Source organism: Kitasatospora sp. NPDC059795 (genome assembly GCF_042732175.1).
Taxonomy (GTDB): domain Bacteria; phylum Actinomycetota; class Actinomycetes; order Streptomycetales; family Streptomycetaceae; genus Kitasatospora.
The window spans coordinates 228,421-246,636 of the sequence record NZ_JBHWID010000004.1 but is presented as its reverse complement, the minus strand read 5'-3'; the positions used below and the strand labels follow the sequence as shown (position 1 = coordinate 246,636).

Annotated in this window: 19 protein-coding genes; 9 read left to right on the top strand and 10 right to left on the bottom strand. The window is 73.6% G+C overall.

The window, feature by feature from the left end; all coding sequences use genetic code 11:
• The first annotated feature begins 10 nt into the window (after positions 1-10).
• Positions 11-589 carry a hypothetical protein gene (locus ACFV4P_RS10705; protein ID WP_380469526.1) on the top strand — a complete coding sequence of 193 codons (579 nt, stop codon included), beginning with the start codon at positions 11-13 and terminating at the stop codon, positions 587-589.
• 64 nt (positions 590-653) lie between these two features.
• Complete coding sequence (locus ACFV4P_RS10700; protein ID WP_380469524.1) at positions 654-1,964, top strand: MFS transporter; 1,311 nt, start codon at positions 654-656, stop codon at positions 1,962-1,964.
• Positions 1,965-1,971: 7 nt separating this feature from the next.
• Here the strand turns inward: ACFV4P_RS10700 and ACFV4P_RS10695 are convergent, their stop codons facing one another.
• Positions 1,972-2,196 carry a hypothetical protein gene (locus ACFV4P_RS10695; RefSeq protein ID WP_380469521.1) on the bottom strand — a complete coding sequence of 75 codons (225 nt, stop codon included), beginning with the start codon at positions 2,194-2,196 and terminating at the stop codon, positions 1,972-1,974.
• Between the two features lie 123 nt (positions 2,197-2,319).
• Between ACFV4P_RS10695 and map the strand changes: the two genes are divergently transcribed.
• Entirely contained in the window at positions 2,320-3,165 is an 846-nt protein-coding gene (map, locus tag ACFV4P_RS10690; protein ID WP_380469518.1) for a type I methionyl aminopeptidase, read from the top strand.
• A gap of 103 nt (positions 3,166-3,268) precedes the next feature.
• On the opposite strand, the gene ACFV4P_RS10685 is transcribed toward map, so the two are convergent.
• A complete protein-coding gene (locus tag ACFV4P_RS10685) occupies positions 3,269-3,964 on the bottom strand; it encodes a bifunctional DNA primase/polymerase (protein WP_380469516.1) in 696 nt (231 codons plus the stop codon).
• 402 nt (positions 3,965-4,366) lie between these two features.
• On the opposite strand from ACFV4P_RS10685, the gene ACFV4P_RS10680 reads away from it, so the two are divergent.
• On the top strand, positions 4,367-4,588 hold the full coding sequence (locus ACFV4P_RS10680) for a hypothetical protein (protein ID WP_073812032.1): 222 nt from the start codon (positions 4,367-4,369) through the stop codon (positions 4,586-4,588).
• Positions 4,589-4,606: 18 nt separating this feature from the next.
• On the opposite strand, the gene ACFV4P_RS10675 is transcribed toward ACFV4P_RS10680, so the two are convergent.
• From ACFV4P_RS10675 to ACFV4P_RS10650, 6 genes are all read right to left on the bottom strand, one after another.
• Positions 4,607-5,251 (bottom strand): PadR family transcriptional regulator, encoded by a 645-nt coding sequence (locus ACFV4P_RS10675; RefSeq protein WP_380469935.1) that lies wholly within the window; start codon positions 5,249-5,251, stop codon positions 4,607-4,609.
• A 97-nt stretch (positions 5,252-5,348) separates the two neighbouring features.
• Complete coding sequence (locus tag ACFV4P_RS10670; RefSeq protein ID WP_380469513.1) at positions 5,349-7,106, bottom strand: hypothetical protein; 1,758 nt, start codon at positions 7,104-7,106, stop codon at positions 5,349-5,351.
• Positions 7,103-8,008: a protein phosphatase 2C domain-containing protein gene (locus ACFV4P_RS10665; RefSeq protein WP_380469510.1), complete on the bottom strand. Its 906-nt coding sequence runs from the start codon at positions 8,006-8,008 to the stop codon at positions 7,103-7,105. Before ACFV4P_RS10665 ends, ACFV4P_RS10670 begins: the two co-directional genes overlap by 4 nt.
• On the bottom strand, positions 8,005-8,688 hold the full coding sequence (locus ACFV4P_RS10660; protein WP_380469507.1) for a hypothetical protein: 684 nt from the start codon (positions 8,686-8,688) through the stop codon (positions 8,005-8,007). The genes ACFV4P_RS10665 and ACFV4P_RS10660 overlap by 4 nt, the downstream gene beginning before the upstream one ends.
• Positions 8,689-8,765: 77 nt before the next feature.
• A complete protein-coding gene (locus ACFV4P_RS10655; protein ID WP_380469505.1) occupies positions 8,766-9,125 on the bottom strand; it encodes a hypothetical protein in 360 nt (119 codons plus the stop codon).
• The gene (locus ACFV4P_RS10650) at positions 9,122-10,801 is read right to left on the bottom strand and encodes a hypothetical protein (protein WP_380469502.1); all 1,680 of its coding nucleotides are present in this window, start codon (positions 10,799-10,801) and stop codon (positions 9,122-9,124) included. Before ACFV4P_RS10650 ends, ACFV4P_RS10655 begins: the two co-directional genes overlap by 4 nt.
• A gap of 271 nt (positions 10,802-11,072) precedes the next feature.
• Here ACFV4P_RS10650 and ACFV4P_RS10645 point away from each other — a divergent pair, with 271 nt between their 5' ends.
• Positions 11,073-11,471, top strand: a complete 399-nt coding sequence (locus ACFV4P_RS10645) for an ACT domain-containing protein (protein ID WP_380469500.1) — start codon at positions 11,073-11,075, stop codon at positions 11,469-11,471.
• A gap of 80 nt (positions 11,472-11,551) precedes the next feature.
• On the top strand, positions 11,552-12,568 hold the full coding sequence (locus ACFV4P_RS10640; protein ID WP_380469497.1) for a serine hydrolase domain-containing protein: 1,017 nt from the start codon (positions 11,552-11,554) through the stop codon (positions 12,566-12,568).
• A gap of 78 nt (positions 12,569-12,646) precedes the next feature.
• Here the strand turns inward: ACFV4P_RS10640 and ACFV4P_RS10635 are convergent, their stop codons facing one another.
• The gene (locus ACFV4P_RS10635) at positions 12,647-14,389 is read right to left on the bottom strand and encodes a SpoIIE family protein phosphatase (protein WP_380469494.1); all 1,743 of its coding nucleotides are present in this window, start codon (positions 14,387-14,389) and stop codon (positions 12,647-12,649) included.
• Between the two features lie 223 nt (positions 14,390-14,612).
• Between ACFV4P_RS10635 and ACFV4P_RS10630 the strand changes: the two genes are divergently transcribed.
• Positions 14,613-15,053, top strand: coding sequence for a hypothetical protein (locus tag ACFV4P_RS10630; protein WP_380469491.1), 441 nt, complete (start codon positions 14,613-14,615; stop codon positions 15,051-15,053).
• Between the two features lie 84 nt (positions 15,054-15,137).
• Here ACFV4P_RS10630 and ACFV4P_RS10625 read toward each other — a convergent pair whose 3' ends face one another.
• On the bottom strand, positions 15,138-15,695 hold the full coding sequence (locus tag ACFV4P_RS10625; RefSeq protein WP_073812047.1) for a heme-binding protein: 558 nt from the start codon (positions 15,693-15,695) through the stop codon (positions 15,138-15,140).
• Positions 15,696-15,972: 277 nt separating this feature from the next.
• Here ACFV4P_RS10625 and ACFV4P_RS10620 point away from each other — a divergent pair, with 277 nt between their 5' ends.
• Both ACFV4P_RS10620 and ACFV4P_RS10615 read left to right on the top strand, forming a co-directional pair.
• Positions 15,973-17,184 carry a sensor histidine kinase gene (locus ACFV4P_RS10620; RefSeq protein WP_380469488.1) on the top strand — a complete coding sequence of 404 codons (1,212 nt, stop codon included), beginning with the start codon at positions 15,973-15,975 and terminating at the stop codon, positions 17,182-17,184.
• 80 nt (positions 17,185-17,264) lie between these two features.
• Positions 17,265-17,900: a response regulator gene (locus ACFV4P_RS10615; protein WP_380469487.1), complete on the top strand. Its 636-nt coding sequence runs from the start codon at positions 17,265-17,267 to the stop codon at positions 17,898-17,900.
• The last annotated feature ends 316 nt before the right edge of the window (positions 17,901-18,216 follow it).

Here is an 18,216-nt window from a genome sequence, read left to right as displayed (position 1 = left end):
GCTGTCGCGCATGGACGCGGTGAGAGTTTCCGCACTCCGGCAGTCGCTGGCCGGCACCGGCTGGCCCGAAAGGACGGGCGCCTTCGCCTCCGCACTGCGCGGCTCGGTCACCCGGCGCAGCGCCACCGGCCTGCTGCTGGTCGGCACCCCCTGCTACGAGCCCTGGCACCTGGCCGCCCATCTGAGCGACGAGGCCGCCTACAGCGGCGTGCCGGAGCTCGTCCCGACGCTGGTGCGGCACACCGTCCCGGCGGGCGCGCCGGGACACCTGGCCTGCGGCCTGCCCCGGCTGGAGGAGGCGCGGGCCGGCGCGACCGTCCTGCTGGTCGCCCCCGCGCCCGCCGACGCGCCCCTGCTGGAACGGCTGGACGACGCCCGCCGGGCCGGCGCGGTGCTGCTCACCCTGGACGACGGCGACCCCGAACTGACGGCGCTGGCACACGAGCGGCTGACCGTCCCGGACGTCGATCCGGAGCCGTTCGAGCTGGTGCAGCACCTGGTCAGCTCGGCCACCTCGACGGTGCCGCCGCGCTCCCGGCTGGCCCGGCTCGCGGAGCGGCTGACCGCCTCACCGGTGGTGCGCTGGTGAGGCGCTGACGGGCCGCCGAAAATCGCTTGCCCCGTTCCGTCCGCTTCCCGCAGCATCTGACCATGTGACCTCCGACGACGAGTTCCTCCGCAGGGTGATCCCGGATCTGACGCCCTGGCACGCCTCCCGGGACTTCCGGCTGCTCTGGACGTCGGGCTGCGTCACCGCCTTCGGCAGCCTGCTCACCTACGTCGCGGTGCCGATCCAGATCAAGCAGCTGACCGACTCGACCCTCGCGGTCGGCCTGGTCGGCGCGTTCGAACTGGTGCCGCTGGTGGTGTTCGGCCTGTGGGGCGGCGCCCTGGCCGACGCACTGGACCGCCGCCGCCTGGTGCTGCTCAGCGAGGTCGGGCTGACGCTGATGGCCGCGCTGCTGCTGGCCAACTCGCTGCTGCCGCACCCCCTGCTGTGGCCGATCTACCTGGTGGGGGCGCTGACCGCCGCGCTGGACGGCCTGCAGCGCCCGGCGCTGGACGCGATGATCCCCCGCGTCGTCGCCCACGAGCACCTGCCCGCCGCGTTCACCCTCATCTCGCTGTACCGCAACGCCGCTTCGGTGGCCGGCCCGGCCCTCGCGGGCGTGGTCGTCGCGGTCGCCGGGGCGCACAGCGCCTACACGCTGGACATGCTGACCTTCCTGGTCTCGCTGACGATGATCGCCCGGATGCGCCCGGTCCCTCCCGCCGACAGCGCCGACCGGCCTTCGCTGCGCAGCCTCGGGCAGGGCCTGAGCTACGCGTGGAGCCGCAAGGACCTGCTGGGCACCTACGCGATCGACACCGTGGCGATGCTGTTCGCGTTCCCCGTCGCGGTGTTCCCGTTCCTGGCGGCCTCGTTGGACGCCGAGTGGGCGCTGGGCCTGCTGTACGCGGCGACGGCGGTCGGCGCGCTGGTGGTGTCGGCGACCGGCGGCTGGCTGGCGCGCATCCACCGGCACGGCCGGATGCTGCTGTTCGCGGCGCTCGGCTGGGGCGTGTCGATGGCGCTGGCGGGCCTGGTCGGGAACATCTGGCTGGTGCTGCTGTGCCTGGCGCTGGCCGGCGCGGCCGACCAGATCAGCGGGGTGGCCCGGTCGACGATCTGGAACCAGTCCATCCCCGACGAGCTGCGCGGCCGCCTCGCCGGGGTGGAGGTCCTGTCGTACTCGGTCGGCCCGCAGCTCGGCCAGGTCCGGGCCGGCGGCATGGCCGCGCTGGTCGGCGTGCGGGCCTCGATCTGGACGGGTGGCGTGATGTGCGTGGTGGGCGTCCTCGCGCTGACGGCGTCCATCCCGAAGCTGCTGGCCTGGGACGCCCGCACCGACCCGCACGCGCTGGCGGTGCGGGCCCAGCACGAGCGGCAGGCCGCCGAGGCGGCGGCCGAGGCCGGGGTGTGACGCGGCGTCAGCCCTTGTTCCCGGGCTCGCCGTCGTTCCAGCGCGGGTCCTCGCGCCACTCCTGGTTGCGCTCGGCTGCGATCTCCAGGGCGTGCGCGGCCTCCTCGCGGGTGGCGTAGGGGCCGAGCCGGTCCTTGGCCGGGCACTCCGGGCCCTCCTCGACCTTGCCGTGCTTGATGCAGTAGAACCACTCCCCCGGCTGACCGGTGGGCTTGCTGCGGCCGAACACCATCGTCTCGTCTCCCGTCCTGTGGACCCCGCGACGGCCGCCGCGGCGCTGTAGGTGATCATTCCCGGCGGCCCGGCCGCGCACACGGCCCGGGGCGGGCGGATGGCGGCCGATAGACTCGCGAACATGGCTCTGGTACCCGGCACCCTGTCCCCCACCCGCAAGGTCCCCGCGCACATCGCGCGTCCGGAGTACGTCGGCAAGCCCGCGCCGACCCCGTACACCGGCCCCGAGGTGCAGACCGCGGAGACCGTCGAGAAGATGCGGATCGCCGGCCGGATCGCGGCGCAGGCGATGGCGGAGGCCGCGAAGCTGATCGCCCCCGGCGTCACCACCGACGCGCTCGACGCCGTCGCGCACGAATACATGTGCGACCACGGCGCCTACCCGTCCGACCTCGGCTACCGGGGCTTCCCGAAGTCGGTCTGCACCTCGATCAACGAGGTGATCTGCCACGGCATCCCGGACTCGACCGTGCTGCAGGACGGCGACATCGTCAACATCGACGCCACCGCGTACATCCACGGGGTGCACGGCGACCTGAACGCCACCTACCTGTGCGGCGACGTGGACGAGGAGTCCCGGCTGCTGGTGGAGCGCACCCGGGAGTCCCTAGACCGGGCGATCAAGGCGGTCAGGCCGGGGCGTCGGATCAACGTGATCGGACGGGTCATCGAGTCCTACGCCAAGCGGTTCGACTACGGCGTGGTCCGCGACTTCACCGGCCACGGCATCAACACCTCGTTCCACTCCGGCCTGATCGTCCCGCACTACGACAGCGAGCGGGCCACCCAGGTGATCAAGCCGGGCATGACCTTCACCATCGAGCCGATGCTCACCCTGGGCACCTACGACTACGAGATCTGGCCGGACGGCTGGACGGTGGTCACCAAGGACCGCAAGCGCACCGCCCAGTTCGAGCACACCCTGGTGGTCACCGCCGACGGCGCGGAGATCCTCACCCTGCCCTGAGCCGCCACGACAGAGCGGCCCGCCTCCCCGGTCGGGGGGACGGGCCGCTCTGTCGTTGCCGGTCCGCTCCGGTTAATCGTTCCTGCTCCGCTCCGGCCTCGGCTCAGCCGATCAGCCACTGCTCCTCGGCGACCGCGCCGACCTCGGTGCACGCGTCGGTCAGCACGTCCAGCACCCGCAGCGGGTCCGGCAGCGGCTGGTCGGGGCCGCGCAGCCAGCGCACCCGGGAGCCGTCGGTCAGCGCGGCCGGCGGGACCAGGGTGTACGAGCCGCGGCAGTGCCAGCGCAGCCCGGGGTGCTCGGAGACCGTCTCGGGGGTGGAGTCCAGCGCGCTGGGCCACCACTCGTCCTCGTCCTGCGGGGTGCCGCGCGTCGCGGTGAAGAACAGGTACCGGTCGTTCCCGACCGCCGCCACCGGGCCGCCCACGCCGAGCACGTCCAGCCGCCGCAGCGCCAGCACACCCGCCTCGGCCGGCACGTCCAGCACGTCGTGCGCGCGGCCCGTCGCGGTGACGAAGTTCGCCTCCGGGTCGCGGGTCAGCCAGTGGGCCAACTGCTCGGCGTCGACGGTGGCCTGCGACTGCCACGCGAAGGAGACCGGATGCTGGGCCGGGGCCGGACAGCCGACCCGGTCGCACGAACACCGGTAGCCCTCCGGGTGCGCCGCCGGCGCCACCGGGAACCCCGACCGGACCGCCCCCAGCAGCAGATCCAGCTTCGCAGCCGCGTCCTTCTCGGCGTCCGGGTCGTCCTTCCGGTCCCGCCGCCACCAGGACGTCCACCTGCTGCTGGCTTCCATCTGGCCCCTTCCGCACCTGCTGAGCTGCCGTGCCTGGTACGACACGACCACCGACGCAACAAACGACGCCAACGCACGCGCCCGCTCGCTGCTTCCCGAATCGGTGCACCACGTGCGGGGGGCGTCTGCCGTCGACCGGGGCCGGGTTCTCCGGCCGGCCGACGCCCGGGGACAGGTACGGAGTTCGAGGTTCGCGCTCGGCGGGCGGGCGCACCTCGGTGCGCCCCACCCGGCCCGTACGGGCCCGCGGACCCGGGGCAACCCCCGGGGGCGTACGTAGCAGGATAAGGCTCCCGGAGCCCTCCGAATGACCGCCCGCGATGCCGTCCGCGTCACACTGCCGCCGCTCGGCGGACACACCCGCCCGCACCGGACATCCCGCACCGCGCCTACCCTGGACCGGTGAAGAGCTCCGACACCGAATTCCTCGGGGGCCCGCTGGACGGCCGGGTCCTGCCGATCCTGCTCAGCCCGCTGCACACCGTGCCGAAGGTCTACCGGGTGCCCGTGCCCGCGCACGGCGACACCCCGGCGATCACGCTGGTCTACCGGCGGGCCAAGGAGTACAACGCCAAGGGCCGGTTCCGCTGGCGCTACGAGTACGACGACGCCGCCAGCGGCTGACCCGCCCGCCGCGGGGGCTCAGGCCTCCTCGGCCAGGATCAGGTACAGCTTCTTCTTCGTCTCGGCCAGCACCGCCAGGCCCTTGGCGCGCTGCTCCTCGGTGCCCGTCATCATGACCTGGCGCACCGCGTGGTCCACCGCCGCGAGCGCGGCGCCGACCTCCTGCACGGCCTCCCAGTCGTCCCGCCGGCCGGCCTCGTCCCACGGCGACTCGGCGCCCTGCTCGGCCTCGGCCCGGCCCTGCTCGGTCAGCTCGAACAGCTTCTTGCCGGACTCCTCGTTGGCCTTGATCAGCCCCTCCTCCTCCAGCAGCTGGAGCGTCGGGTACACCGAGCCCGGGCTGGGCCGCCAGACACCGCCGGTGCGCTCGCCGATCTCGGTGATCATCTCGTAGCCGTGCATCGGACGCTCCCGCAGCAGCGCGAGCAGCGAGGCCCGCACATCGCCGCGCCGGGCCCGTCCGCCGCGCCGACCGCCGCCGCCGTGCCCGCGCGTCCCGTGGCCGCCGAAGCCGCGGCCGCGCGGCCCGAACGGCGGCATCGGCCGCCCCGGCGCGCCGAACGGCCCGAACGCCGCCCGCATCCCGAACTCCTCGCCCTCGCCGTGCGGGGCTTCCGCCCAGCGGCGCCGACGCTCTTCACCATGGCGCTTCTCGAAGTGCATGTTCCACTCCCCGTGGTTGTCGGACACCTCGATCGTCGAAGCATCTCGATAACTCGACGATATATCGGTAACTGTCGTTCGACAACCACTTTCCGCGTCACCGGCTGCCGGAGTAGTTCTGCGGCCCGGCTTCGTCGACCGCTGCTTCGGCGGCCGCCGCCGTCCATTCCTCGGCACTGGAGTCGGTGGTCAGATTGACGTACAGCGCCCGGGAGGACATCAGGTAGCGGTGGTGCTGCTTCCGGTAGCCGCTCTGGACGGCCCGGTGAACGGCCGTGTCGGTGCTGTCGCAGGGCTCGGAGCCGGGGCCTTCCCTCGGGCACCAGAGGCCCCAGTCCGTGGTGTAGGCGTCGTCGAGCGCGTCGTAGGCGTCCTTGGCGGTCTGCGCGTCCGCCAGGGGGATCACCATCACCATCACCAGCACCCTGCCCTGGAAGTCGCTGTACGTCCCGACCATCTGCTGGTCGCAGTCGGCCGCGCGCAGCACGGACGAGGCCGTTCCCGAGGTGCCGTCGACGCAGCCCTGCGCACCCCCGCTGGTCCGGCTGTACGTCACGCCCTTGGCGTCGGTGAAGGAGCCGGGCAGCAGTGCGGCCACGCTCAGCGGTGTCCGGTCGGTCTGCGCGCTGTCGAGCGACCTGGGGTCGAACGTGGGGGTGGTGACCGCCGGCGAGGGCGTGCGGGTGGTGCGCACGGGGCTCGGGGACGGCGTCGGGGAGGGGGTCGGGGAGGGGGTCGGGGAGGGGGTCGACGACCGGCTTGCGGTGGCGGTCGGCGCGGCGGAGCGGACACCGCCAAAGGACCGGTCGACCAGGAACGCCAGGAGCAGCAGGGCCACCACCAAGGCGGCGGCGAGAACGGGCCTCGGGATCCTCGACGGCTTCGGCGGCTCGTCGTCCACCTCGTCGAGGACGTCGTCGCCCTCGTCGTCGGATGCGGCAACGGGGACGGGAACGGGGACGGGAACGGGAACGGGAACGGTCGGGGCGACCGCCCGCAGGTGCTCCTCCCACTCGCCCGGCGACGGCCGGCGGGCCGGGTCGGCGTCGAGGCTCCGCCGGGCGAGCCCGCCGAGGTCGGGGCTGAGCACGGCCAGGGCGGTGGGGTCGGTGGTGGTCTGGTCGCGGGCGATCAGGCGGACCGCGAGCAGCCCGAGTTTGTGGACGTCACCGGCCGGGGTGGCCTTCTCCTCACCCTCCGGGAGCTGCCAGTCCGGGGTCTCGGCCTGCGGCAGGACGCTGCCGCCGCGCAGCCGCATCGCGTCGCAGTCGATGAGGAAGCACTCGGGCGGGTCGGCGGCGGCGAACAGCAGGTTCTTCGGCGACAGGTCCCCGACGCCGATGCCGATGCGGTGCAGCCGGCCGAGCGTCGCCGCGAGGTCGGCCAGCAGCAGCAGGCGGTCCCGGTCCCCGACGGCGAGTCCGATCCCGGTGACGTACGCGTCGCTGTTGAGCAGGAACTCCAGGTTCGCCGGCCGACGGGTGGCGCCGGCCCCGCCCAGGCTGAGGAAGTCGAACCGGAAGCGGTCCGGGGCGGCCCGCATGAGGAATCCGCCGACCCGGCCCTCCTCCCGGACCACGGCCGCCGGCCAGGCGGTCTTCTCGAACAGCCAGCGGCCCTCGTCGGCGCTCAGCTCGCCGCGCAGGTCCACCATGGCGGTCAGCACAGCGGCGTCGAGCTCGGGCAGCAGGGCGGGCACGTACTCCTTGTAGACGACCTCCCAACCGCCGTCCTCCGCAGCCCGGTTGATCTTTCTGTTGGCGACCCGGTGGACGACGCCCTGCCCGCCCTGCCCGAGGCGGCCGTCCAGGACCAGGGCGTCCCGGTCGACGGCCTTTCCGGGGGCGGGGCTCATCGCGGCGGGGCGGGGCTACGCCGCCAGACGGCCAGCAGGGTCCGGTCGTCGTCGAAGGTCTCCCGGTCGAAGTCCAGCACGTGCGCGAGCCACAACGGGGCGGGGGGCGTGCCGAGTTGGTCGGCGAACAGGGCGCCGACCCGGCCGTCCCCGTCGCCGAGCGGGTCGCCGAAGCCGTCGGTGCCGATCAGCAGCACCTGGTCGGGCGCCAGGCGCCCGGTGGCCTGTTCGACCGTGGCAGGCACGGCGGGCAGCGCCCTGACCTCGTTGGAGACCAGCAGGGTGTCCGAGCCGGTCTTCGACGGGAAGACCGGACGGTAGACGGCCCGCCGGCCGTCGAGCAGCCAGGCGCCCGAGTCCCCGATCCGGCACAGCTCGACCACCGGCCCGTCGGGGTGCGGTCGGACCACGCCGGTGACCAGTGTGGTCGCGTACAGCGCCGCGACCTCGGTCGGATCGGGCTCGGCCTTGTTGAGCCGCACGCCGGCCAGCCGCCGCAGCCGTTCGGCGGCGTGCAGGGCGACGTCGCGGAGGTCCAGCGAGGCCGGACTCCAGGCGAGTTGGAGCAGGATCCGGTCCAACGCGGCCCGGCACGCCTCGGCGGCGCCCTGCTCGGCCCTGGCGGCGCTGGAGACACCGTCCGCGACGGCGAACACGACGGCGCCGCTCGGCTGGTGCGGCACGGCGCGGGCGGCGTCCTGACGCGGTTTGCCGTAGTAGCGGTGCTGGGCGCCCCGCACCGACGCCAGCCGCAGCGTGAGGGCCGCCGTCGACCAGCCGTCGCACTCGGCGTCCGGCACGTCGGAGGCCTCCTCGCCGGGCGGCCGGGCCTCGAACTCGACGCCGGGGGTGCCCACGGCGATCCGCCGCCACGGCGGGACCTCGACGCCGTTCGGGCTCACAGGCCGACCTCGTCGATGGCCAGGGTGAACTGGTCCGGCCGATTGACGACGAGTCGGGGGTCGGCGGAGTTCAGCGCGTGGCCGGAGGAGACCAGGCTCGCCGTGAGCGAGTGGAAGAACTCCGCGATGGCCCGGCCGATGTCGGCCCCCGGCACGGCCACGAACGCGAACTCCGGCCGGGTCGCGACCTCCAGCATGGTCCGGGCCTCGGCGCTGCCGATGCCGCAGGCGATGATGTTGGGGGCGGTGGGGGTGCGGGCCCGGTCGACCAGTTCGGCGTGCGGCAGCCGCCAGGCGTTCCCGTCGGTCGGCTGGCCGTCGCTGAGGAAGAACACCACCGGGCGGTGCACCCGGTACCCCTGGCCGCGGAGCCACTGCACATCGGTGGGGATGCGCTGCAGCAGGTCGTCGAAGACCGCCCGGTAGCGGGTGGTCCCCCGGATCACCACCTCGGGCAGGCTGGTCTCGGTGCGCATGTCGGCGACCGCGAGCCGGACCTGCACGTCGTCGGAGAACCCGAGCACCGCGAGCCGCAGCTTCGCGGCGATCATCGGCTCCGCCCGCAGCCCCTCGCAGAGCGAGACCAGGCCGTCCGACAGCTCCTCCAGGTACGGGCCCATCGACGCCGACTCGTCCGCCAGCACGTAGGCCGGCAGCAGTACACCCTTGATCTCGGCCATTTGCGTCCCCCATCCGCGGCGCGCGAGCGGCGCCTGGTATCCGACTTCGACGGTGCTGCTTCGGGCCCGGACGGGCCCTAGGGCAGCAGGGCCTGGACGGCCTGCTCCAGCCCCTGGATCTCGGTGGCCACCGCGGTGGTCGCGGCCACGCCCCGGCCGGCCCGGGCGAGGAACCGCAGGACCTGGTCCCAGCGCCTGGTGGGCCCGGCCACCACCTGTTCGAGCTCGTCCGCCGTCCGGACCGCGGCCGGGTCCGGACTCTGCCGCAGCTGCTCGACGAGGGCGAGCACCCGGCGGGCGACGGCTTCCTCGTCCACCCCCGAGGTGTGGATCGTGGCGGAGGAGTCCTGGCCCGCCGCGATCGCGCCGCCGCTGATGGTGACCTGGGCGTTGCCGCTGATGTGGAGACCGCCGGTGATGTGCCGGTCCTCGGTCATCGGCCTTCCTTTCTCATCCCGCCCGCGGCACGGCCGGCCAGGCGCACGAGCTTGCTGCCCGCGCCGGCGGCCACCGAGGAGTTGACGAAGCTGACGTTGGCGTTGCCGGAGGCGAAGACGCCCCCGTTGTAGATCACGCTCTGGCGCTCCCGGAGCTCGGAGACGTCCACCTGCCGGTCGGCGAGGAAGTCGGTGAGGGTGTCCAGGACGCGCCGCTCGACGATCTTGGTGTACATCTGGCTGTCGACCTGCTGGAAGTACCGGTGGAACACGGTCTCGGCCGCCAACTCCCGGAGGCTCAGCTCGGCACCGTGGTTGAACGCCCCGAGCGCGATCTGCCGCAGCTGCTCCTTCTCCTTCCGACGGTCGGCCAGGCCGCCGAGCAGCAACTCGAACGCCCTGAGCGGGCTGCTGAGCAGCCGGCCCGGCACCGCGAGGGCCGAGGCGTTGACGAGGGCGAGCAGCTGCCACCAGGTGGGGCGGTCGAGCAGGTGGTCGACCTGGTGGTAGCGCCGCTGGAGCGGGGGGAGCAGGGTGCTGCCGCCCTCGACGAAGAGCAGGTCCCGGGCCGTGCTCAGCGAGAAGCGGATCACGAAGCCCGCCACCAGTTCGCCGTTCCACCCGGAGACCGTGGCGACCAGGTAGGGGCGGGCCGGCCCCGAGCCGCTCTCCCACAGCTTGTCGATCACGGCCTGGCGCAGCTCGGTCTGCGGACGGTCGTCGGGGCGGGGAAGGAGCAGCCGGTGGAGGGCGGGGTCCAGGCGCTGGGCGAGGTCGGCGCCGTTCACGAAGACCCGCTCGGACACCGCCACCCCGGGCAGTCCGAGGGCTTGGAGCGCGCCGGTGACCTCGGTGGTCAACTCCCGGACAGTGAACGGCACGACGTGGTCGGACTGCCCGTCGGGCCGGTCCACGGCGATGGTGAAGTTCCACGGCTTGGTGAGCCCGCCGTAGCCGAGGAACGGGTCGAAGCCCGCGAAGACCGACACGTTCCCCTGCCGGTCCGGTGCGGCGATGTGCCGCAGCAGTCTCTCGCTGTCCGGATTGGCCCGAGGAGCCGCATCCGGGTCGAAGCTGTCCCGGCTCAGCTTGGCCCGCAGCACTCCGTAGAAGGTGATGAGCCGCTCGGCCAGCACGATCGCCCAGGCCACCAGGAGCAGCGGAACGACGAGCGGCGGCAGCGGCACCGGGAGGACGGTTTCCGAACTGTCCGGGAAGGGCTGGAAGGCGAGCGACGCCAGCACGCCGATCGAGACGAGCGCGAGCAGGACCTGGACGGTGGCCTGCCGGGCCCGCGCGGCAAGCGCGTACCGCAGCACACAGGCCAGATCGACCCCGGGTGAGAACGCGACGGCGCGATGCGGCTCCTTGAGGACGGAGTCGACGGCCCGCCGGGACAGGTCGCTGTTCAGCTGGACGGCGACACAGAGGTAGCGGGTGGCGTCCGTCGCCGACGACTGGGCCTGCCCGGTCGGGGCCCGGTGCGGCGCCGCCCAGGTGCTCGACGACGGCCCCGCGACTCCCTTGGTCTGCGGAACAGGCGGTGGGTCGGACGGCCGAGCGGGCGGTGAGGTGGACGGCCGAGCGGGCGGTGGGTCGGGCGGCGCGAAGGTGGGTCTCATCGGCGGCACGGCCTTCCCGTGCGTGGTCGCCTTGTCGTCCGGGTCCGTGGTCATCTCTGCCCCCCTGGAGAGCACCGGCTGCGGCACAGGGTGCGACACGTGACGGAGCTCACCAAAAGGTGGTACCACGCAGGCCAAGGAATAACCAAGTATGTTGCAAACAAAGGGAGTTGTTGGCTATATGCGACCACCGGGACGCCCGGGGACCAGGTGGCCGAAGTGCCCTCCGGAGCCCGCTGGGGCGGCCCGGCCGAAACTCCCGGCCACCCCGACACGCCCCCGCAGCGGCTCCACCGGGCGGTCCGCAGCCACTACGGTGACGGCCATGGCAGGCGAACGCGATCTTCGACAGCTGCTGTCCGGGTTGAGTCCCGTCCTCAATCCGGGCCGCTACGTGTACTGCACGCTTCCCGGGCGGGTGCCCGCCGGGTTGCGGCCGGTCGTCACGGTGGCCGAACCCGAGGGCGTCACCTTCGTCGTCCCCGAACAGGAGGCCGAATCGCTCGGCCTGCCGCACGCGTTCACCGCCGCCTGGATCACCCTGCGGGTGCACTCGGCGCTGGACGCCGTCGGCCTCACCGCCGCCGTCGCCACCGCACTCGCCGAGCACGGCATCAGCTGCAACGTGGTGGCCGGCTTCCACCACGACCACCTGTTCGTCCCCGCCGACGACGCCGACCGGGCCCTGACCGCCCTCGACGCGCTGGCCGCCCAGCACACCTGACGTCCGGTGCCCTCTCTGGTGCCCACCGCCGGGCGCGGGCGACAATCCGAACGAAGCGCCGCCCGGACGAGAGGGACGCCGTGCAGAACGCCTGGACCACCGCCACCGCCACCGGCCTCGGCGCCGCCCTCGCCGAGTCCGTCGCGGAGGGGCTGTTCCCCGGCGGTGTGCTGACCGTCGGCCAGACGGGCGTCGGGCGGACCACCGTCGGGCACGGGCTGGTCGCCCCCGAGTGCGGCGACGCCCGGCCCGGGCCGCACACCCGGTACGACCTCGCCTCGCTCACCAAGGTGCTCGCCACCTGGCCGCTGATCGGCGTCGCCGTCCGCACCGGGCGGCTCGACCTGGACGCCCCGCTGCGCGACCGGATGCCCGAACTGCCCGCACCCGGCGGCGACCTGACCGTCCGACACCTGCTCGCCCACACCTCCGGGCTGGTGCCGAAGACCGGCCTGGCCCGCTACGAGCACACCGGCCGACCGCTGATCGAGCACCTGTGCGCGGAGCCGCTGGTGAGCCCGCCCGGCGACCGGCACCGCTACATCGACCGCGGCTTCATCCTGCTCGGCCTGCTGCTGCCCGCGCTGCTCGGCCGCCCGCTGCACCTGCTCGCCGAGGAGCTGTGGCGCGACCTCGGCCTGCACCGCACCGCGTACGGGCCGCTGCCCCGCGACCCGCAGCTCGCCCCGACCGAACGGCGGCTGCTCGGCGCGCCCCGCACCTGGGGCGTGCCGCACGACCCGAGCGCGGCACTGCTCGGCGGGGTGGCCGGCCACGCCGGGGCGTTCTCCTGCTCCGACGACCTCGCCGCCTACGCCGAGCACCTGCTGACCGGCGCGAGCCCGCTGGCCGACTGGTTCGCCGAGAGCCTCCGCCCGTGCGCCACCGTCGAACCCGGCCTGCACCGCGGGCTCGCCTGGCTGATCACCGCGGACGGCTCGGCCTACCACCACGGCTACACCGGCACCAGCCTCTTCCTCTCCCCGGCCACCGGCCGCTACGTGGTGCTGTGCACCAACGCCGTCTACCACGGCTGGGACCGGGCCCGGCTGGCCGACCTGCGCACCCTGGCACTGCACTCGCTCACCACCGGCTGACCACCCCGCCGCCCGCACCTCGCCTGCCCGCCGCCCCCTGCCCGCCTCTCGCCCGCCCACTGCCCGCCTGCCCGCACCTCATCGGAGCGGCTGCCACCGGCCGCCGGTCAGCACCGTCATCACCTCCCGGGCGCGGAGCTGCCCGGGGCGCACCCGGGCGGCGGCGGCGAGCAGCGCGATGTCGTCCTCGGCCGGGTCGGGGGCACCGGCCAGCACCGCGTCCAGCAGCCGGTCCGGGCCGGCCCCGGCGGGCAGCCGCCGGGCGGTGAACCGCTCCAGCGAGCGGTCGATGTCCTCGTCGCGGCGCTCGACCAGGCCGTCGGTGAACAGCAGCAGCGTGTGATCGGGCGGCAGCACCGCGGTGCTCGGGACGTAGCCGTTGCGGCCGGTGCCGAGCGGCGGGCCGGGCTCCACCGGCAGCAGCGCCACCTCGCCGTTCGGGCGGACCACGGCGGGCGGCAGGTGGCCGGCGCTGGCGAAGCAGTAGCGGCCGCGGGCCGGTTCGGCGTACACCGCGAGGCAGGTGGACGGGCGGTAGTCGTGCACGTCTCCGGCCAGGCCGTCCATCCGTGCCAGCAGCCGGTCGGCGGACGGCTCCAGCAGGGCCATGGCGCGCAGCATCGCCTGGTAGTGGCTCATGTGCGCGGCGGCCTCGATGCCGTGGCCCATCACGTCGCCGATGGCGAGCACGGTACGGCCGTCGGGCAGCGCCACCGTCTCGTACCAATCACCGCCGGTCAGGGCGCTGGTGCCGGCCGGGCGGTAGCGGAAGGCGACCGCGATGTCCGGGTGCGGGCTGCCGGGTTCGGCGAGCATGGCGCGCTGCAGGTCGACGGCGACGGCGTGCTCGCGGCTGTAGCGGCGGGCGTTGTCGAGGTTGATGGCGGCGCGCACCGCGAGGTCCTGGGAGGCGACCGCGTCGTCCTCGTCGAAGCCCGGGGAGGGGGCGGCGCGCAGCAGGGTGACGGTGCCGATCCGGTGCCCGCGGGCGGTCAGCGGCACCACCATCGCCGAGTGGATCAGCAGCGCCCGGAAGTCGGCGATCCGCTCCGGATTGGGGGCGGTGCGGCGCAGATCGGACTCGGTCAGCAGGTTCTCGATCACCGGCCGGCCCTCGGCGAGGCAGCGCGGCACGGCGGAGTCGGGCCGGTAGTCGACGTACTCGCCGCGTTCGCCGACCTGCCGGATCTGCTCCAGCAGGTCCGGTTTGGCGGCGATCGCCGTGCGCTGCAACCGGCGGCCGCCGTCGGGGAGGAGGCGGGCGTGCCGGCTGTCGGGGTGCGGGAGCAGTTCGACGGTGGCGGCGTCGGCGAGGTGGTCGACCAGGAAGGCGGCGAGCTCGCCGCAGGTGGTGTCGACGTCGAGGGTGGTGCCGATCCGGGTGGCCGCGGTGTCGAGCAGGGCGAGCCGGGCCCGGGCCTGTTCGAGTTCGTGCTGCTGGCGGTGGGCGGCGGTGACCTCCAGCAGGACGCCGACCAGCCCGACCGGCCGCCCGGCGGTCTCCAGCCGGTGGTACGCGCCGTGCCAGTAGCGCTGGTGCAGCGGGGATCCGGCCAGCGTGTGGCCGCTGGAGGTGATCTCGCGGGGGCGGCCGTCGGCGAGCACGGCGCGCAGCAGGTCCTCCCGGGGGTCGACGCCGGGCAGCAGTTCGGCGATCGTCCGGCCGAGGTGCTGTTCGGCGGGGACGCCGTTCATCGCGGCCAGCGCCGGGTTGACGTAGCGGAAGCGCAGTTCGGTGTCGAGGACGCCGACGCCGGCGGGCGTGCCGTCCAACACGCGGCGCAGCGGCTGCGGCAGGTCGTTCCAAGGGGTGTCGGCCATGGCTGCGGCACCTCCTCGCCGGGCGCCCGGGCACTGTGACCAGTAAACACAGCGGGCGCGGCGGGGGCGATCCGGTGCGTGGCCGGACGCCCTGCGGCGGTCGGGTCGACGGGGGCCTGCGAAGGCACCCGGAAGTTCACCCGAATGGAGCCCCCCGGTGTGCTTCGGAGGGTGGGCGGGCCGAGGGTCGTCACAGGTCCACTTTCGGCCCAAGGAGGTTCCCATGAGCTCGTCCGTCGGCCCGACCCCGACCCCGGCAACGCCCGGGTCGCACGGTTCACCGGCGCCCGGGAACAAGCCCTGGGTGTCCGGGACGGTGCTGTTCGCCGGTGTGCTGATGCTGGTGAGCGGCCTGCTGGAGGTGTTCCGCGGGATCATGGCGATCGCGGAGGACGCCGTCTTCGTGAGCACCCCTCGGTACGTCTTCCGGTTCGACCTCACCTCGTGGGGCTGGATCCACCTCGTGGTGGGCGCGCTGCTCGCCCTGACCGGCCTCTTCGTGATCAAGGGCATGTTCTGGGCGCGGATCGCCGGTGTGCTCTTCGCCGCGGTGAGCCTGGTGGACAACTTCCTTGATATCCCTTCCTACCCGCTGTGGTCGCTGGTGCTGATCGCGCTGGACGTCTTCGTGATCTGGGCGCTGTGCGCCTATCGGGAGGCCTGATCCGCCGCATCGTGCCGCCCGGGCCGGTGGCCCGCTCCCCTCGTCCGGGGTGCGAACCACCGGCCCCGGTGCTGCCCCCGCGGGTCACTTGCTCAAGGCGGCCACACCTGCCTGGGCGAACTTCTCGTCCTGGTCGGCGCTGGGGGCGCCGGCCACGCCGACGGCCGCTATCGGGGCGCCCTTCAGCTGGACCGGGGCGCCGCCGCCGAGGAACAGGGTGCCGGGGATGTCCTTCAGGTTCGGCGCCTGGGCGAGGCGCTTGACCAGCTCTGAGGTCGGGGCGTTCCAGGACACCGCGGTGTAGGCCTTGCGCTGGGCGGACTCGAAGGACTGCGGGCCGGCGCCGTCGCCGCGCAGTTCGACGATCACGTTGCCGTTCCGGTCGACGACCGCGACGGAGATCTTCTGGCCGTCCTTCGCCGCGGCGTCCAGGCTGGCCTGGGCGGCCTTGACGGCGGACTCGACCGTCAGGTGCGGGGTCTCGAAGGTGCTCTTGTTCTGGACGTCGGACGCGGCGGCGCCGGCGGGGGCCTGCTTCGGCGTCTCGGCGTTGGCGGAGACGGCACCGACCACGCTCGCCCCGACCGCGGCCACCGCGACGGCACCGGTGACAACGCGGGTACGGGTGCTCAGCTTCTTCATCTTCGGCTCCTGGATCGGTGGTTGGGGCCGGACTGCGGAAGTGCTCCGGCCTCGCTTCACATGCTTCCCGCCGGAACCCGTGCTGCGGATCGGCGAACCGGCTCGACCGGCGGAGCAAGATGGACGACAACCGTGTCAGCCGATCGGTTGATGTGGAGGCCGTGATCCGCGGGCACCATCCAAGTGACGGCCGGTGACCGAACGACACCAGCGGTCACCGATCGTCACCGACAGGTGCGCCGACCAGCACCGACCAGCAAGCGAAAGGAGGCCGGCCATGATGCGTCAACCCCTCTCCCGAGCGGCCGACCCGGACGCACGCTGGCTCGTGGCGGTCATGCGGCTGGCCTTCGTGCTGCTGCTCGGCACCTCGCTGACGCGCTACCTCGCGCACCACTTCACCAGCGCGCTGACGCCGTGGGTGATCGCGCTGAGCACCGCCCTCGCCGTGGGCCACCTGTCCGGCCTGTCCGAGCGCCGTCCGGCCTGGCTGGCCACGGTGCTGGGCAGTTGGGCGGTGCTGGTGTTGATGGCGCCCAGCTTCGCCTGGTGCGCCGTCCCCCTGCTGTACACGGTGCTCCGGGCCTTCCCGCCACGGGCGTCGATCCCGCTGGTGACGGCGCTCACCGCGCTGGTGATGGTGTCCGAGCTACGGCTGCCGGGGGCCGATCCGACGATGGTGCTGCTGCCACCGGCGATCGCCGCGCTCGCCACCGCGGTGTTCCTGTACATGCAGCGGCAGGGCGTCCGGCAGCGGAAGCTGATCATCGACCTGATCCGGGCCCGCCGGGAGCTGGCCGCGGTGGAGCGCCAGCAGGGTGCGCTGTCCGAGCGGGAGCGGCTGTCCGTCGAGATCCACGACACCCTCGCCCAAGGCCTGTCCAGCCAGCAGATGCTGCTGCAGGCCGCCGAGTTGGCCTGGGAACAGGACGAAGCGGCCGCCCGCAGCCACATCCGGACGGCTGCGGCGATCACCGCCCGCAATCTCGCCGAGGCCCGCCGCTTCGTGCACGACCTCGCCCCTGCCGACCTCGCCGAGCAGGGCACCCTGGAGGCCGCGCTCGCGGCGCTCGCCGAACGCGAGGCCGCCGAGAGCGGCCTGCCGGTCCGCTTCCAACTGGACGGCAGCCCGGTACCGATGTCGGCCGCCGCGCAGTCCGCACTGCTGCGGATCGCCCAGGGCGCGCTGGCCAACGTCCGGGAGCACTCCCGAGCCGGCCGGGCCTCGATCACCCTCTCCTACCTGGGCGACCAGGCGGTGCTGGACGTCGCGGACGACGGCCGCGGCTTCACCCTGTCGCCCGGCGGCCGTGGCCCGAACCGCCGCCCCGGGGTAGCCGGTTCGGGCAGCGGGCGCGGCCACGGGCTGCCCGCGATGCGGGCCCGCCTGCGGCAGCTGGGCGGCACGCTCACCGTCGAGTCGGCACCGGGCGAGGGCACCGTGGTCTCGGCCGCCATCCCACTGACGAGCCCACCGGAGGCCCGCTGACCCCAACTCCCGACACGCGCACCGCGCTTGTGCCACCCGCACCGCACTACCCGCATCGCACCGCACCGCACGGAGGCCCCATGAACGACGACGACACGGTCAGGTTGCTCATCTGCGACGACCACGCGATGGTCCGGGCCGGGCTGTTGGCGCTGCTGTCCAGCGACCGCTCGATCGAGGTCGTCGGCGAGGCCAGCACCGGCGAGGAGGCGGTGGTACTGACCGCCCGCCTACAGCCGGACGTGGTGCTGATGGATCTTCAACTCGGCAGCGGCATCGACGGGGTGGAGGCCACCCGGCGGATCCTGGCCGGGCCGGGCGACAGTCACGTCCTGGTGCTGACCACCTTCGACACCGACGCCGACATCACCCGGGCCGTCAACGCGGGCGCCACCGGGTACCTGCTGAAGGCGGAGCGCCCGGCGGAGCTGTTCGCCGCGATCCGCTCGGCCGCGGCGGGCCGGCCGGCGCTGTCCCCGCCGGTGGCGTCCCGGGTGATGGCCCGAATGCGCTCCCCGATGCCCCAACTCACCGACCGTGAACAGGACATCCTCGACCAGCTGGGCCAGGGCCTGGGCAACCGGGAGATCGCCCGGGCGCTGTTCATCAGCGAGGCCACCGTCAAGACCCACCTCGGCCGGATCTACGCCAAGCTCGGCGTCGACACCCGCTCCGGCGCGGTCGCCATCGCCAAGGAGCGCCGCCTGCTGCGCTGACCGACCGGGCCCCCACCGGACCACCCACCAGCCCACCCACCGAGCCACCCACCGGACCCCGGCCCCGGCATCGCCCCGACCCCCGCCCCGCCCCTGTCCCGGCCCCCGCCTCAACTCCCTCACAACTGAAGATCAATCGAGCACGTCCGAAGCCTTGCCACGCACAGTGACCGGAAGTCAGTATTCCTACCGGCCGGTAGTTCTGACGGAACAACGGCTGCTGGAGGGCGCGGAACCGACCGCGGTGGGGTGGCAACACTTCACCGGGGTAGATGTGACGCGAACGCGTAACATACGCGCAACCCTCCGCTCACCC

What these genes read in the sequence shown, in the direction of transcription:
- ACFV4P_RS10705 (WP_380469526.1), top strand. Translation starts at nt 11, where the DNA reads ATGGACGCGGTGAGAGTTTCCGCACTCCGGCAGTCGCTGGCCGGCACC.
- ACFV4P_RS10695 (WP_380469521.1), bottom strand. Translation starts at nt 2,196, where the DNA reads ATGGTGTTCGGCCGCAGCAAGCCCACCGGTCAGCCGGGGGAGTGGTTC.
- map (WP_380469518.1), top strand. Translation starts at nt 2,320, where the DNA reads ATGGCTCTGGTACCCGGCACCCTGTCCCCCACCCGCAAGGTCCCCGCG.
- ACFV4P_RS10685 (WP_380469516.1), bottom strand. Translation starts at nt 3,964, where the DNA reads ATGGAAGCCAGCAGCAGGTGGACGTCCTGGTGGCGGCGGGACCGGAAG.
- ACFV4P_RS10675 (WP_380469935.1), bottom strand. Translation starts at nt 5,251, where the DNA reads ATGCACTTCGAGAAGCGCCATGGTGAAGAGCGTCGGCGCCGCTGGGCG.
- ACFV4P_RS10670 (WP_380469513.1), bottom strand. Translation starts at nt 7,106, where the DNA reads ATGAGCCCCGCCCCCGGAAAGGCCGTCGACCGGGACGCCCTGGTCCTG.
- ACFV4P_RS10660 (WP_380469507.1), bottom strand. Translation starts at nt 8,688, where the DNA reads ATGGCCGAGATCAAGGGTGTACTGCTGCCGGCCTACGTGCTGGCGGAC.
- ACFV4P_RS10655 (WP_380469505.1), bottom strand. Translation starts at nt 9,125, where the DNA reads ATGACCGAGGACCGGCACATCACCGGCGGTCTCCACATCAGCGGCAAC.
- ACFV4P_RS10650 (WP_380469502.1), bottom strand. Translation starts at nt 10,801, where the DNA reads ATGACCACGGACCCGGACGACAAGGCGACCACGCACGGGAAGGCCGTG.
- ACFV4P_RS10645 (WP_380469500.1), top strand. Translation starts at nt 11,073, where the DNA reads ATGGCAGGCGAACGCGATCTTCGACAGCTGCTGTCCGGGTTGAGTCCC.
- ACFV4P_RS10635 (WP_380469494.1), bottom strand. Translation starts at nt 14,389, where the DNA reads ATGGCCGACACCCCTTGGAACGACCTGCCGCAGCCGCTGCGCCGCGTG.
- ACFV4P_RS10630 (WP_380469491.1), top strand. Translation starts at nt 14,613, where the DNA reads ATGAGCTCGTCCGTCGGCCCGACCCCGACCCCGGCAACGCCCGGGTCG.
- ACFV4P_RS10625 (WP_073812047.1), bottom strand. Translation starts at nt 15,695, where the DNA reads ATGAAGAAGCTGAGCACCCGTACCCGCGTTGTCACCGGTGCCGTCGCG.
- ACFV4P_RS10620 (WP_380469488.1), top strand. Translation starts at nt 15,973, where the DNA reads ATGATGCGTCAACCCCTCTCCCGAGCGGCCGACCCGGACGCACGCTGG.
- ACFV4P_RS10615 (WP_380469487.1), top strand. Translation starts at nt 17,265, where the DNA reads ATGAACGACGACGACACGGTCAGGTTGCTCATCTGCGACGACCACGCG.